Origin of the sequence: Paenibacillus allorhizosphaerae (assembly GCF_042659105.1) — a bacterium.
GTDB lineage: Bacteria > Bacillota > Bacilli > Paenibacillales > NBRC-103111 > Paenibacillus_G > Paenibacillus_G allorhizosphaerae.
Map to the genome: position 1 here is coordinate 602,231 of NZ_JBHSRV010000003.1, position 14,581 is coordinate 616,811.

10 protein-coding genes and 1 pseudogene are annotated in these 14,581 nt (G+C 52.2%); 2 read left to right on the forward strand and 9 right to left on the reverse strand.

Annotated features, from left to right (window positions below; all coding sequences use genetic code 11):
* Positions 1–262 precede the first annotated feature (262 nt).
* Positions 263–700: a MarR family winged helix-turn-helix transcriptional regulator gene (locus ACFQI7_RS15925; protein WP_218097886.1), complete on the forward strand. Its 438-nt coding sequence runs from the start codon at positions 263–265 to the stop codon at positions 698–700.
* 166 nt (positions 701–866) lie between these two features.
* Complete coding sequence (locus tag ACFQI7_RS15930) at positions 867–4,742, forward strand: ATP-binding protein (RefSeq protein WP_218097887.1); 3,876 nt, start codon at positions 867–869, stop codon at positions 4,740–4,742.
* 287 nt (positions 4,743–5,029) lie between these two features.
* On the opposite strand, the gene ACFQI7_RS15935 is transcribed toward ACFQI7_RS15930, so the two are convergent.
* From ACFQI7_RS15935 to ACFQI7_RS15975, 9 genes and pseudogenes are all read right to left on the reverse strand, one after another.
* Complete coding sequence (locus tag ACFQI7_RS15935) at positions 5,030–5,827, reverse strand: alpha/beta hydrolase (RefSeq protein ID WP_218097888.1); 798 nt, start codon at positions 5,825–5,827, stop codon at positions 5,030–5,032.
* Between the two features lie 33 nt (positions 5,828–5,860).
* Positions 5,861–6,202: a bacillithiol system redox-active protein YtxJ gene (gene ytxJ, locus ACFQI7_RS15940; RefSeq protein ID WP_218097889.1), complete on the reverse strand. Its 342-nt coding sequence runs from the start codon at positions 6,200–6,202 to the stop codon at positions 5,861–5,863.
* Between the two features lie 42 nt (positions 6,203–6,244).
* A complete protein-coding gene (locus ACFQI7_RS15945; protein WP_218097890.1) occupies positions 6,245–6,748 on the reverse strand; it encodes a metallophosphoesterase family protein in 504 nt (167 codons plus the stop codon).
* Between the two features lie 89 nt (positions 6,749–6,837).
* The gene (locus ACFQI7_RS15950) at positions 6,838–8,967 is read right to left on the reverse strand and encodes a hypothetical protein (protein WP_218097891.1); all 2,130 of its coding nucleotides are present in this window, start codon (positions 8,965–8,967) and stop codon (positions 6,838–6,840) included.
* A gap of 1 nt (position 8,968) precedes the next feature.
* Entirely contained in the window at positions 8,969–9,865 is an 897-nt protein-coding gene (locus ACFQI7_RS15955) for an ATP-binding cassette domain-containing protein (protein ID WP_218097892.1), read from the reverse strand.
* 13 nt (positions 9,866–9,878) lie between these two features.
* A complete protein-coding gene (locus ACFQI7_RS15960; RefSeq protein WP_377517142.1) occupies positions 9,879–10,919 on the reverse strand; it encodes an ABC transporter permease in 1,041 nt (346 codons plus the stop codon).
* A 639-nt stretch (positions 10,920–11,558) separates the two neighbouring features.
* Positions 11,559–12,806, reverse strand: a pseudogene (locus tag ACFQI7_RS15965) (ABC transporter permease); the annotation flags it as partial.
* A 26-nt stretch (positions 12,807–12,832) separates the two neighbouring features.
* Positions 12,833–13,882 carry an efflux RND transporter periplasmic adaptor subunit gene (locus ACFQI7_RS15970; RefSeq protein WP_230414703.1) on the reverse strand — a complete coding sequence of 350 codons (1,050 nt, stop codon included), beginning with the start codon at positions 13,880–13,882 and terminating at the stop codon, positions 12,833–12,835.
* Positions 13,866–14,555, reverse strand: a complete 690-nt coding sequence (locus ACFQI7_RS15975) for an ABC transporter ATP-binding protein (protein WP_218097976.1) — start codon at positions 14,553–14,555, stop codon at positions 13,866–13,868. Before ACFQI7_RS15975 ends, ACFQI7_RS15970 begins: the two co-directional genes overlap by 17 nt.
* Between the last annotated feature and the right edge of the window lie 26 nt (positions 14,556–14,581).

Consider the following 14,581-nt stretch of genomic DNA (forward strand, 5'->3'; position numbering starts at 1 on the left):
AAAATTGATATTATACAAAAATCCATTCCATCTTTTTGAAAAATCGTAAATGAAAATGATTTACAACCTCAATTGCAACCGATTATAATCTAGTTGATTTCTACCTGCAAACAAAACTGCATGAAATAGGATATAGATTGCCGGACGCCTTGCCAGACGGGACCAACACAACCGCTTCAGACAGCATTTACAAGTGCGCACCGCCTTCGAATTGCCATTGTGTTGAGCCGCACGATATAATAGGGGTCATGGAGGTTTTATTATGGAAACGAGAGAAATGCTGGAGCATTTTGTGACATATTTGCAAACGATTAACCGCCATATGCGTTCGAAAGCTTTCGATCAGCAGGAAAGTCCGCTAACTCGGGTGCAATGGCTTCTCCTCCGACACCTTTACCGCAAAGGACCTTGCACGATCGGTCAGCTCGCGATCCATCTTGACGTTCGCTCCAGCACCATGACGCAAATGATCGACAGGCTGGAGAAAGCGAATTTCGTTTATCGTGTTAGCAGTCAGCCTGATGCGCGTGTACGAATGGTAGGGCTTACCGATGAGGGTACCGCCATTATCCACCGGACGGAATCCGAATGGGCGGAGACGCTGTCGGACGCGTTCGGCCAATTTAACGAGAAGGAACGTCAGCAGTTTTTACAATATATGCAGCGCCTGTCCGAAGGATTGCCGAAGAGAGGATCATAATTTATTGCATGCTACAGACTCCGCAAGGGGTCTTTTTTTTCAAGACTTTGGAAATGAAACTATGAAGTCGTTTACCAGTACTGGAACTCATTGCAAAATATTGGTTGCCTCAAGTAGCCTAAGAAAGTACAATTAGTGGACAACGACGCGTACGGAGGATATTCCCTTGACTTGGAACTTGGAAACGGCGTTTATGGAGCGAATTCAGGAGCATGCTCAATCCATTATTTACCGTGCAAAGCATCGTGATACGGGGAAAGTAAAAATTATCAAGCAAAGCAAGTCGGCGGCTTATGACGCGCTTCTTGAGCAGGAATACGCCAACAGCCGGCTCTTCAAACATGAAGAGATGTTGGTTCCAGCGAGACGGCTTGTGCTTGAAGGCCGCCCTGCGCTCGATTTGGGCGAAACCGCAGCGATTCCGCTACCCGCCTATTTGACAGCCAAGCCGCTGGACATCGTTGAATTGTTGCAGCTAGCGATTGCCGCCGTTCAAATGATTGGCAAGCTTCATCGGTTGAAGTATGTCCATCAGGCGATTTCCCCCTTCTCTTTCTTTATCGAAACGGATCGAAAGAAGCTGATTCTGACCCAGCTGCAGCATATTTGTTCCCTTGTGTCGTTTGGAGATAGTGAAATAGTGCAAGATGAAAGTGCCTGCGCCCTTGATTCAAATGCATTAGACGAAGAACATTTGCCGTATGCGGCTCCTGAGCGCATGAGCGACACGGCATTCTCCTTCGATGAACGGGCGGATTTGTATTCGCTTGGTGCGTTGTTTTACCGATTTGCAACAGGAAAACAGCCATTCTATCATAAGGACGATATGGAGCGGCTCCATACTCTCACGACGCAGCTCGAAGCTGACGGGCACGTACCGAAGGCGTTGTCGGATATCATTTTGAGATGCATGGCCGTTCAACCGGAGCGTCGCTACCAAAGCGCCCAAGCGTTGGAACGGGATTTGGAGCTTTTCTTTCTTCGGCTGCGCTCCGAATGGAACAACGGCACCCCTCCCTCGGTTACCGCGGAATCAACCATGGAACTGCAAATTTCTGATACGCTGTATGGCAGAGATTCCGAGATGCACACGCTGCTTCAGTCATACCAGCGCGCGTTGTTAGGGGGTTTTGAGACCGTATTCGTCAGCGGTTTGTCGGGCATCGGCAAATCGTTTCTGATCCATGAGTTTCGGCAAACGATGCAGCGTGGGAAAGGTTTATTCATGTCCGGCAAATTCGACCAGTATAAGCAGGAGATTCCGTACCGAGCCATTCATCAAATTGGACGCCAGCTGTTTCATCATCTGCTTTCGCTGGACAAAGAACAATATCAAGTGAAAATACAACAAATTAATGACGCTGTCGGGCCTAACGGTCAAGTGCTGATCGATATGAACCCGGATTTGGAACGTATTCTCGGCAAACAGCCCCCACTGGCGAAACTGCCGCCTACGGAAATGTACAATCGGTTTCTGATGACGCTTCATCAATATTTATCCGTATTTTCAACGAAGGATCATCCGCTTGTTTACTTTTTGGACGATTTGCAATGGGCCGATCCCGCTTCCATCCAGCTCATAACCGATCTGCTGCACAGCTCAGACGGCAAATACATCATGTTTATCGGGGCGTACCGGGGCCAGGAAATTACGGATAACCATCCGCTGCAGCGAATGCTCGTCAAGCTCTCCCGCATCCGGCGAATTCAAATGTCGCACATCGTGCTCGAGCCATTGAGCGAGTCGCACATGAGCAAATTGCTAGCCGATTCGCTTCATCCCACAAAACAGTCGATAGCGACGCTGGCAGCGCTGCTGATGCGCAAGACGAAAGGCAACGCATTTTTTGCGAAGCAATTTTTTCGTTCGCTATACGATCTCCGGCTGCTGCGATTCAATGTGTCGGAATATTGCTGGGAATGGGATACTGACCAAATCGACGAGCTTTATATTACCGACAATGTAGTGGATTTTATGATGACGAAAATTCGCCGTTTGCCGGAACCGGTGCAGCGGATTCTTATGGATGCCGCCTGCATCGGGAACGAATTTACGCCGGAAACGCTCTCGCTTGTGACAAAGCTTCCCGATGGCGAAGCAGCCGTGCTGCTCACGAAGGCGATCGATGAAGGGATGCTGTTGCGCATTGCCCATATCCGTTCCCCTGATCGTTCCTCTTCGGCGTTGTATAAATTTATGCATGACCGCGTTCACCAAGCGGTGTACTCGATCGTGCCGAACGAGGAAAAGAAGCGGATTCATCTCCGGATCGGCCAGTCGCTGCAGCGGGAACTGAACTTCGAACAACGGGAGGACCGGTTGTTCGATATCGTCAAACAGCTTAATCTTGGCGCTGAACTGCTCGATAAGCTCGAGGAAAAAGATAATCTGCTGATGCTCAACTTGAAAGCATGCCGTAAAGCGAAAGGGAACTCGGCCTACGAAACGGCGTTTCATTACGCTGTGAGTGCAGTGAATTTACTTCAGCCCGGCGATTGTTGGATTGTTGCATACGCCACCGCCTTCGAGGTCCACATGGAACTGGCCGAGCTGAACTATTTGTGCGGACATTTTGACGAGGCAAAACGCATCTTCGCAACCCTTCTGCAGCATGTAAAAACGAAATTCGAGAAAGCGGATATTTATAATTTGATGATGGTGCTCTATACGAATCTTGGCCAGCATGAAGAAGCGCTTCAAGTCGGACTTGACGGTTTGCGCCTATTCGGGATCAAATTTCCATCCCAAGTCAGCACACCGCGTATGCTGTGGGAAATGGTAAAAGCACGTTATTATGTTGGGCTGAAACGGCCGGAAGACTTGATCGATCACCCGCTGATGACGAATCCGAACCATAAAGCCGTCATGCAGCTGATGGTCAATCTCATTCCGCCGTCCTACTTTGTGAATTCCGGCTTATACATTTGTTTGATGCTGCGCACGTTCAGTTATTCGCTGCATTATGGTCATTCCGAAGGGTCGGCTTACGCTTACTCTGCCTATGGCGTCATTGTCAGCTCATTGCTCGGCAGGCTAAAATCCGGCAGAGCTTACGGCTTGCTCGGTCTCCAACTGAGCGATATGTTCGACCATCTGCCGACCAAGAGCAAAGTATATTTTGCATACGGCGGCTTTACGAGCTCGCTCAGCGGCCACATAGGAGCCAATGTCGGCTACTTGCAAAAAGCATACCAGTACGGCATAGAATCGGGCGATTTTGTATACGCCGGGTATTCGATTACGTTCAGCTTCTTTTTGCGGCTATTTCGGGGCGATCCGTTATCTGAAGTACTGAAGGAATCGGACGCCTACCACAGCTTTATATATAAAGCGCAGGATCAGGATGCGATTTCGATTTTTACCGTACTGCAGCGGTACGTGCTTTATATGAAAGAGGCGCCGCTAGCATTCCAGCAAGAGCAGAAGACCGCTCAGGACGATGCCTTTATGACAGACGACGAAGTCGATCACTTGGAGCGGCTGACGAACAAAGCGACCATCCATACGTATTACGCGCTTCGCGCGCAATCCTACTACATGATGAACCGGCTCGAAGCGGCTGAACGCATTTGCGAGCTTGCGGAAGCGTCCATAACCACCGTGTTCGGCTTGCCTCATATGCATTTGCATCATTTCCACAGAGGGATGGTGTTCGCCGGGTTGTATGCCTCACGGCCAGAGGCCACCCGGAAACGGTATAAGCGAATGATTCGCAAAAGCCTGCGCTTTCTGGACAAATGGTCCCGTCATTCACCCGATAATTTTTTGCACTTGAAGCTTCTGCTCGAGGCCGAATGGAACCGGATCATCGAGAAACCGGAGCTGTCCGCCTCTTTATACGATCAAGCGATCCATCATGCGGGTTTGCAGCGTTTTGTTCAATTCGAAGCGATGGCATGCGAATGTGCGGCTAAATTTTATTCGGGAACCGGTAAGCCGGCCGAGGCTTCGTCTTATTACGCGAAGGCGTTAGCATTATATAAAAAATGGGGGGCAATGAGGAAAGCGGCGGATATGGAGGGGCAACAGCCCATTCTCTGATCCCGTTCGCAAACGGATTAACATTTTGTGACCGCTACACAAAAAAAGCAACCTACCGTGAGCTGTTACAATCGCGTGTCTTCTGCTGGGAGGATGCATTCGCCGAAACGACATATTCCACGTTCAGTGGCGCGGCGCGGCAGGCTTAATAAGAAAAAAGCGTCTCTAACCGCTTCGGATTGCAGCGGAAAGAGACGCTCTTCTTTTTGTTGGTGATGCGATATATCGCTCGAGTGCCGATCACCGAAAATCGGCCCATGTGCGTAAACCCTGGACGGGAACTTCGGCTACGCTTGTGCAAAATACTGCTCGATAAACCGGAGCGCCTCTTTCAAATGAAGCCCAAAATAATCCCAGTTGTGGTCGCCCTCGAATTCAAGATATTCATGCGGATATCCAAGTTGGTCGAGCAGCACTTTGTACGCGGTGTTCAGCGGATATAAATAATCGGACGTCCCGCAGTTAAAATGCAGTGCCGGCCGCTGCTCCCCCCTTACTCTCTGGGAAGCAAGCACATGCAGATCGTGCTCTCGTACATAAGGTCCCTGCACCGGTCCGATCATGCGCGAAATTTCGGTTCTCAGTAGATCTTCGGTCATCAGCGCCGTCGACATGAGTGCACCCGATATGCTAGCGGCGGCGCCGAACAGCTCCGGATTGCGCAGCGCGAGTACGAAGGCTCCATAGCCGCCCATGGATAATCCGCATGCCGCACGGCTGGAACGGTCGGCCACCGTACGGAACTCCCGGTCTACGGCAGGAATGAGATCATACAACAAGTAGTCTTCAAATCGTCCTGCACCGTTATACCAGTTGATATAAAAGGTTCCTTGTCCGTATCCCCCGTCGCTCGGCATCACGACGATGCTTTCACGGAATTCGCCCGATGCGATCATCGCATCGAGCGTCACTTCGACATTGCCTTTCATGATCCAACTGGCTTCATGGCCGTACAATCCATGCAGCAAATAAACGACCGGATAACGCCGGTCCTGCGAAGCATCGTAGCTCGTAGGCAAGTACACGTTACAGAGCTTGCGCTGATATAAAGCGCCGGAAAAAAACGGAAACGGCTGTACGCTCATGCGGCAACCTCCCTTTTCTGCCGATCGGTCGGCTTAGTTGAGTACGGCAGTCATATGCGCCTTTGTAATGGACCAATGGGAAGTATTCCATATGGTTTCCTTATTTTTAATATATAAAATTTGCGGAGAAGCATGCTTCACGCCGGTATCTTCGGCAATTTGATTGGATACGGGGCGCGATTCGATCACTTTTACCATGACATAATCCACGTCGGTGTTCGGTTCTTTGGCCAAGTAGGATTCATATTCATCCAGCGCATTTGAGCTTACCGGACAAGCCGTGCTATGCTTTAATACAACGATCGGCTTAACGCCCGATCCTTCCAGAAGTCGATTCCACTCTTCGATCGTCGTAATTTCTTTCCATTGCGTCATATTTAGTCCCTCCGTCTTGTTTTTCAAGAGATGAATATCGAATTATTTGCGATCGTAATAATAATGCTCGCCTACCGGTTGCGGCCCCAACGTTAGGATGCCATACGAGTACCGGGGCTGCCTGCGCTTGTCGGTCGGGGAACCGGGGTTAAAGAGCAGCACCCCGTTACGGCTTTCCATATACGGAATATGGGAATGACCGAACAGCACCACATCGACTGTTCCTTTACCGTCGCCGTCGAGAAAAGCACGGTAAGCCGTTTCCGATGTAGAGCGGCCGCCGTCGCCATGGACGATGCCGATGCGATATCCGGCTATCTTCAGCACCTTGCGCCTTCCGAAACGTCTGACGATCTCCAGACCGTCGTTATTGCCTGCCACTCCGTCCACCGGAGCGATCAATGCGAACAGTTCAACGACGCCTTCATCCATCCAATCGCCCGCATGCAAAATCATATCAACGCCCTGAAGACCTTCCACCAGCGTATCCGGCAGACGAGCGGCTCTGCCGAACATATGAGTATCGGATACAACGCCTATGCGCATACGCGGCTGAGTCCTTTCGTATCAGAATTATTTTTATTTTACCATAACCACCCTCAAAAGAAAAAAGCACCGCAAGGGCGCTGTAAGGTTTATTCGAGTACTACAAACCAATCCACGAACTGTGAGGCAAGCAATTTCCGCTTTCCTTGAAGTTCGGAGAATACGGATATTTTATATTGCTTTAATTGCTCAACCCTAAATATAAGTTCTGCATCCGCTTTCGTTATTTTGTAATCATGCAATCCCAAATCGACCTTTTTATCGTCATCATCCGGTTTCGACTCTAAATAGAAAACTTCCTCGATCGTAACGTTTCTTCTGGAATCTTGGAATTGAATGATCAACTTTTGACCGTCGGTAACGGTCTCATAGTAGTTGTCCCTTTCCAGCTTGTAATCGAAAGCGATCGTCAGCTTCGTCCGGTCCAGTCCAGTTTGTATCCGCGATAGTGTAAGCTTGTATGGAAAAAACTCGATATCTTTCAAATTCGATTTCGGTGTCGCATTTTCCGAAGGGATTTCCATCTCAACCGCATTCAAATAGGCATCCGCTTTCTCATCTACTCCCGTCCAGTGCGTATCTGTCACCGCTTCTCCGATAACCATCTTAAGACCAGCCGTATCCATGTCTTTCGGCAGTTTCGCGATCAGCGATTGCATCGCTTTGCCTGAAGGATTAAGCTTCTGTTTCACCTCACGGATTTTCATCGGAAACAGCCGATCGTCCGTTGTCTTTAAAAAAGCAGCGACTTTCGGCAGCGCCGCCGAACGCTTCTCCATATTCGTCGTTTCCAGCTGCACTTCATACCATTGTGATGTATCGTCTGAGTACGTGTTGACCGCACTGGGTGCGTACGTCGCGCTGCGCCCGGCTCCGGTGATCGGCTGCTTATCGCCGAGAACAACCGTCTTCAGCCCCGTTCCCGTTAGGGGCATATCGAACTGTGCCATCTCTTCCGTTGTCTGCTCGTTCACCTTCTCATTCACAACGAGCTTGGCGGAAGAATACGGGTAGGAATACGGAATTTTGGCCGCAATTTGCACATGCATCGGAATACCTGGAGGAAGACCCGCTGCACGATCCGTACGTATCGCCTTTGCCTCCACTTTGACCCCGTCATCCAGCAGGAAGTACGCTTTGAGTTCCGGGAATGGCAGCGAAGTCGTTTCCTGATGCGTCAGCGTCAAATCGGCGCTCAAAATATCCTGGTCTTCCCAAGGCATCCGCTGCAGCTTCTCTACCTGCAAACGATACGTTCCTGTCAAATTCGTATATTCGACCGGACTTCCAACAGGAATCGTCTCCATCGAAGCCGCCGGCACCGTGAGCGAAGCGATCGGATAATTCAGCTTCTGATCGCTTGTTATGGAGACGGGCTGGGAGATGACGACTTCCCACTCGCCCGCAGCCGCCGATTTCGGAAGCAACGAGCCTTTCAATTGAAACTCTACGGAAACCTCCGGCGTCAGCAGCTGCTTATCGGCCGGAACGATGGCCTCGAGCGGATACAACGCCCCGTTTGCCGTCCGCAGTGAATATTGCAGCCCGGGAAGCTTCAAACTGGACCCTCCGTGGTTCGTCAGCTTCAGCATCAACCTCGGGGACAAATGCGCTTCCTTCTCCTGAACGTAATTTTTCGTTACTTGCGCTTCCACCGGGAAGCTGCCGAAGTTCAGCGTACGGCTGCCGCTGGACGTCGAGAGGACCGATCCTACATCATCCGGGAAGGAGATTGCGCCTACCGTTTCTTCAAGCGCAGCCAAATTATAATTCCAGTGCGTGATACGGAATTTCAAGTCGCCGAGCGTTACGCTGTCGTTAACCGGCGCATAGAACGAATAGTCGACCTGCTGGCCGGCGGGTACCTCTTTCTTTGCTTTGTCCTGAGGCAGCAGCTGCGCTTCGAATTCCGTTCCGCCTTTGCTGCCGACGCGCACCCAATAATCGAGAAATGGCAGTTCCTTTGCTTCTCCGTTATTCACCGTTATGGTAAAGAACAGCATACGGCCGTTCTCCGAAGGCAGGATGACCGCATTTTTCAATTCAAAGTATGCGTTCTTCGTAACGTAAACCATATCGAGCTGCTGCGCTGCGGACAATACGTCGCGCTGGTATGCCTCGCTCTGGGCGTTCACAACTGCCGACGGTCCTATACCCGCTGCCGGGACGGCGGCCAGCATGAAGATCAGCGCCCATTTCACCTTATTCGATCGGTACAATTTAGCGTTCCTCCTTCTCTTCCGGGGGCAGCAGCACGATGCGGCCATCCTCCACCTGCACTCTCACCTTGTTCGACTGTTTCAAACCGATCGTCTGCAGCATCTCCGACGGAATCTGAAGCCGCCCGGCTTTGTCGATTACGGCATATTCCACGTGGGATTCTTCCTCTTCCGCCTGCAATGCGCCCTGTTCCAGCTCAGCAAGCTCGTCGGCATACGATTTCCGCCTTATAATTTCCGAGGACGTTTTGCCATCCCGTATCGCAACGACGCGGTCGACTTTTTTGGCGAGCAGCGGATCATGCGTAACAATTACGACGGTCAGTCCCAGATTCCGGTTCAAATCGCGGAACAAATCGAGTATCTGATTCGCCATCTTCGTATCTACCGACCCGGTCGGCTCATCGGCAAGCAGCAGCTTCGGCTGATTGGCTAAGGCGATAGCGATCGCAACCCGCTGCTGCTCGCCTCCGGACAGCTGGTTCAGCTTGTTTCCTCGCCGGTGGCTTAGTCCTACCGCGTCTAGCAATTCGATGGCCCGCTCCCTCTTGCGCTTGCCTTTAAGCAATATCGGCAGCTCCACATTTTCTTGCGCCGTTAAGTAGGGGATCAAATTGCGCGCATTGTTTTGCCAGACGAATCCGACCGTTTCGCGCTTATATTTCACCAGATCCTTCTCGGTAAACTTGAGTAAATCTTTCCCGTCGACGAGCAGTTGGCCCGCCGACGGACGATCCAAACCGCCCAGCATATTGAGCAGCGTCGATTTGCCGCTGCCGCTGTTGCCGATAATCGCCATCAGCTCGCCAGGCTCGACATGAAGGTCGAGCCCTTGCAGGGCGACGACCTCGAGATCGGCAATTTTGTATATTTTTACGAGATTGTCACAATGTATCAACGCACAGCCTCCCTTAGTCCTCCCCAAGCTTGACAGCCTGATGGATCTTGATCCGGGACAGCATCGACCCGAGAATGAACAGCCCGATCGCCAGCATGACGCCTACGATCATATAGAGCTGCATCTGATCGCGCGGATCGAAAGTAACCTGGAACGGCGGCACCTGCGACGACGTTTGCAGCGACAGCTGAAACATCGGCACGAACAGCCGGCTCGTCACGTTCCCGAGCAGCACGCCGATAGCAATCGCAGCTCCTGACGTCATGAGCTGCTCGCCGACCAGCATCACCATGAGCTGCCGGAACGATATCCCCATCGCCCGAAGAATCCCAAGCTGCAGTACCCTTCCCGACAATGATAGCACCCAATAAAGCAGGAAGCCGCAAAAGCTGATAATGATGGAAATCAGGAAGCCTAGCGTCATGACCCCGTTGATCGCAAGCTGGAACGGATCGTTTTTGACGCGGATCAGCATTTGTTTCGCATCGCTCAGCTCCGAGACCGGAATGTTCTTGTCCTCCATCGCCTGATAAAGCTGCTGGCTCCCCGCGTCCGGCTTCATCTTCAGCCAAACATCGTAAGGCTCGAGCGCCATATTGTTCTGCATGTACGATAAGTGGCCGACGACGAGCATCGGGTATTTGATCTTTGGCGCCGTTTTCGCATTGCCCGCTGCGGTACCGGATGTTGGCGTTTTGTCGTTAAAATTCGGGTTCGGGTTCCATGACGGCCAGTAATCGATAATGCCGTAGATGTTGAACATGGCGCTTTCCACGCCGTTCCAGCCAGCATATAAATGGTCGCCCGGCTTCAAATGGAACCGGTCGGCAATCGAGCGGGAAATCAATACGGCCGAAGGAGACGAAGCCATCATATTCAAATAGTCGTAAAAATGATGATCGAGCAGTCCGTTCCTCAGCCACGAGGTATAACCGAAATCATCCGTATCGATGCCCATCATCGTGATCGTTTCTTTCTCTTTGCCGACGGTCACCGTCGCATCTTTTTTCACAAACACTTTGGCCGCATGCTCCACGCCCGGAAGCTGCGTCATCGGAAGAAACGGCGGCTCGGAATACTGCACTTTTTTCTTCACGACCGGAATCGGCACAGTTGGCGTTACCGGTGCGGCGGGGGCTTCTTCATCCCCTGTGTCCGTTTCGTCCGTTTCTTCTCCAGCGCCCGCGATCGGCGCATCGTCTTCCCATTTGATTTTCACTGCGATATCCGCACCGTTCGCGTACAATATTTTCTCGCTCGCGTTTTTGTTAATCGTCCGCGCTGCACTGGCGCTGAACATTCCTGTTGCGAGCGTTACGCTCAGGAACACCATGATCGCCTGATACTGCGTCGTCGATCGTCCCACCTGCAGCAAAGTCGAATAGAGCGAAGGCGGCCACCATTTTCGTCCGACGGCATACAGCAGTTGGATCAGGAACGGATAAATCCGCAGCAGCAAAAAGGCGGAACCCAAAATGAACAAGGCCGGTACAAGAAACAGGAGCGGATCGATCTGCAAGTCCGAAGCGTCCAACCCCAGTGCCTGCAAGTCGCCCATCCGCCGACGGAAAGTCTGCAGTCCATATAGCGCGACGCCCATCAGCACGATATCGATAAAATATTTGTGCCAGAACGAATGCTTATGCTGACGAGCCATCTGCTGCTTGTGACCGACAATGGTTGCCCGGGTAGCGAACAGCACCGGCAAAATCGTCATGACGATCGAGCAAAGCACGGCAACGAGGCCGTATTGATACGCATCCTCGGTTAAATTCACTTTCAGCGCCGCACGCTGAACGAATTCGAGAAAGCCGTTGGAGGCGCCGAGCACCTTCGTCAACTGAAGGCCGAGCAGAGGTCCGATCGCAAGCGCCATCGCGCCCAGGAGGACGCCCTCGATCAAGTAGCTCGCTACGATTTGAAGCCGGCTGGCTCCACGGCTCCGCAATACGGCGATCTCCGTCTTTTGCCGGTCGGTGATCAGATTGGACACCATGAACAAATAGTAAGCCAGCATGATCATGACCGGAACATTGAGCGACCAAAGCATCACCCGGAGCTTCTCTTCTTTCGCGTAATAACCGGCCATCGTCTGCAGCGCAGGCGCTTTCATCGATACATTTTCGAACCGCTCGCCTAGAAAGGCTTCGGTGCCATTATACGCGGAAGCGAACTTTCCGATCGAACTCAGCTCCATCGCGTTGTAATCGACGGCCGTATACCAGATGGACGAGCGCACGAACGCCAATTTATCTTCCATGAACGATTTTTCAAACGTTTCGAACGGCAGCAGGAAGCTTCCTCGGTAGCTGGACAAATAATTGTACCAGTACAGGTCGTCGTATGACTTTCGGTCGATGACGCCGACCACTTTAAACCGCAGCGGATTCGCCCCTTCGTCTGAAATGACGAACTCGTTGCCGACGATCATTTTCATATTGGTCAGCGCTTCTTCCACAACCAACACTTCGTATACGCCGTTCACCGGCTCCTTCTTGGGCCACTGTCCGTCTTTCAGCGCCGCATGCGCTTCCAAGTCGCTCATGCCGACGATATCGGCCACGCGGTTCACTTCCGGGTCTACCCGCTCCGGATCGACAGGACTCATTTTGTACCGGTCCGTCGCTCTCTCGATCATGTAGCTCTTGATCGGCAAATCAAGACGCGGCAGCATTTTGTCCTGCATATACCGGTCGGATTCGCGCATCCGTTTGACCGACTCTTCCGGCCCCAGGTCGCTGGTCGAATACACGGACGTCCACAGCACGCCCGGATATTGCTCCGAATCGGTTTGAAGCAGCTCCAAATCTTTTATCAACAAACGATGCAGGATGGCGTTCGTGTAGATCGGCATACTACTCGCCAATCCAACGGAAATGACAAGTCCGAGCAGCAAGCTCAGCTCGAGCCACTTGTTCTTGACCATCTTGCGAATCATCATGACCAATAACGCCACGAAGCGTCACCTCAATTGTTTAAAATCACCTTCTGGCCTTCCTTGAGCCCCTTGCGGATCTCCACTTCGGTCGAAGAGACGACGCCTTTCTCGACATCGATTTCTTTGCGGCTGTCGCCTTCCAGCACCTGAACGTAATCCCGGCCAAGGTAAGAGCGCAGACCGACTTTCGGGATCATAAGCACGTTTTCCCTTTGTTCCGTGACGATCGTAATGTCTGCGTTGTTGCCTATAGTCACTTCGGGCGGCAAGTCGGTAACGGAAATGACGACGGTTTTGGCGTTTTTGTCATTAACCGCTTTGACTTCGGATTGCGGTGCGGTTGCGGGAATTTGCACGACCTGGCCTTCAAACGGCTTGCCCTTGATTTTCACAGAGGCCTGCATGCCGACTTGAATGCCGGTCAAATCGTTCAAGTTGGAAAATTCGTACACCAGCTTCATTCGTTTCGGATCTGAAACGGTGACCAGCGTCTTGTAAGCTGTAACCGGATCGCCCTGCTTGATCGGATCGACGAAAGTAACGATGCCGTCGACGTTCGAAACGAGCTTGGCCCGCTCCAGCTGACCTTTCAATAAATCAAGCTGAATTTGTTCCTTCTGCACGTCAAGCAGCTTCAACCGAATCGAGGCGGCGTCGCCGCGCTGCTCTTCTTTCGTCTGATCCAGCACGATTTTGGCCTTCTCGACGACGATTTCCTGCTGCTTGATTTTGCTGACCAGATCGCCGGTCTCCAGCTGAGCGATGACATCCCCTACCGCTACTTTCGTGCCGAGCGATACGTTCATGGCGTTGAGCCGTCCGCCCGACTCGGGAAAATACAAGTACTGCAGCCGGTCCGACGCAAATGTTCCGACTCCGGTAACCTGTTTCGTAATGTTGCCCCGCTTCACCTCGTACAGCTCGAAATTTTCCTTGACGGGTTTGACCAGCGGCGGCTTCAGCGCCTCTTCCTCTCTCGGAAGCAGACTGCAGCCGGATAAAACGGCGGACAGCGCAACCGTTACGGCTAGCGGAGTCCACAACCGTTGCCCGCCGGCAACCTTATCCTTGTTCCACAATGTGTCCATCCTCCAATGCGTATACTTGATCGACAATCTCCATAATGGCCGGGTCATGCGTCGTTAAAATGATCGTCATGCGCTCCTGCTGCACCAAATCTTTGAACACCTTCATCACCTGCAGCCCCATGCGGCTGTCTAGCTCCGCCGTCGGCTCATCCGCGAGCAGCAGCGAAGGCCGGTGCGAAATGGCCCGCGCGATCGCCACGCGCTGCTGTTCGCCGCCGGACAATTCGAACGGGCGATGCTTCATCCTTGGCTTGAGGCCGACAAAATCAAGCGCCTGCTCGGCATACTCCCTCCGCTTGGAGGCGGCAACCCCCGCGATCCGCAGGCCGAATTCCACATTCTCGTAAGCGGACATATAAGGCACGAGCGCGAACGACTGAAATATTAACCCGAGCTCCGTCCGCCGCAGCTCATTGCGCTGCTTATCGGACCATCCGGTAATGTCCTTGCCTTTGAAATAAATCGCGCCATCAGTCGGCCGGTCGAGCGATCCGAGCATGTTCAACAGCGTTGTTTTGCCGGAGCCGGAACGCCCCTTGAGCGCGACAAGACGACCGGGTGCAATGCTCAGATTCGCTCCGCGCAGCGCGTGTACGGCTGCCGATCCTTTGCCGAACGTTCGGGTGACGCCGACGGCTTCGATGATCGGTTCGAATTCCGCCATCAGACGGTAAGGAACATTCACGGTGC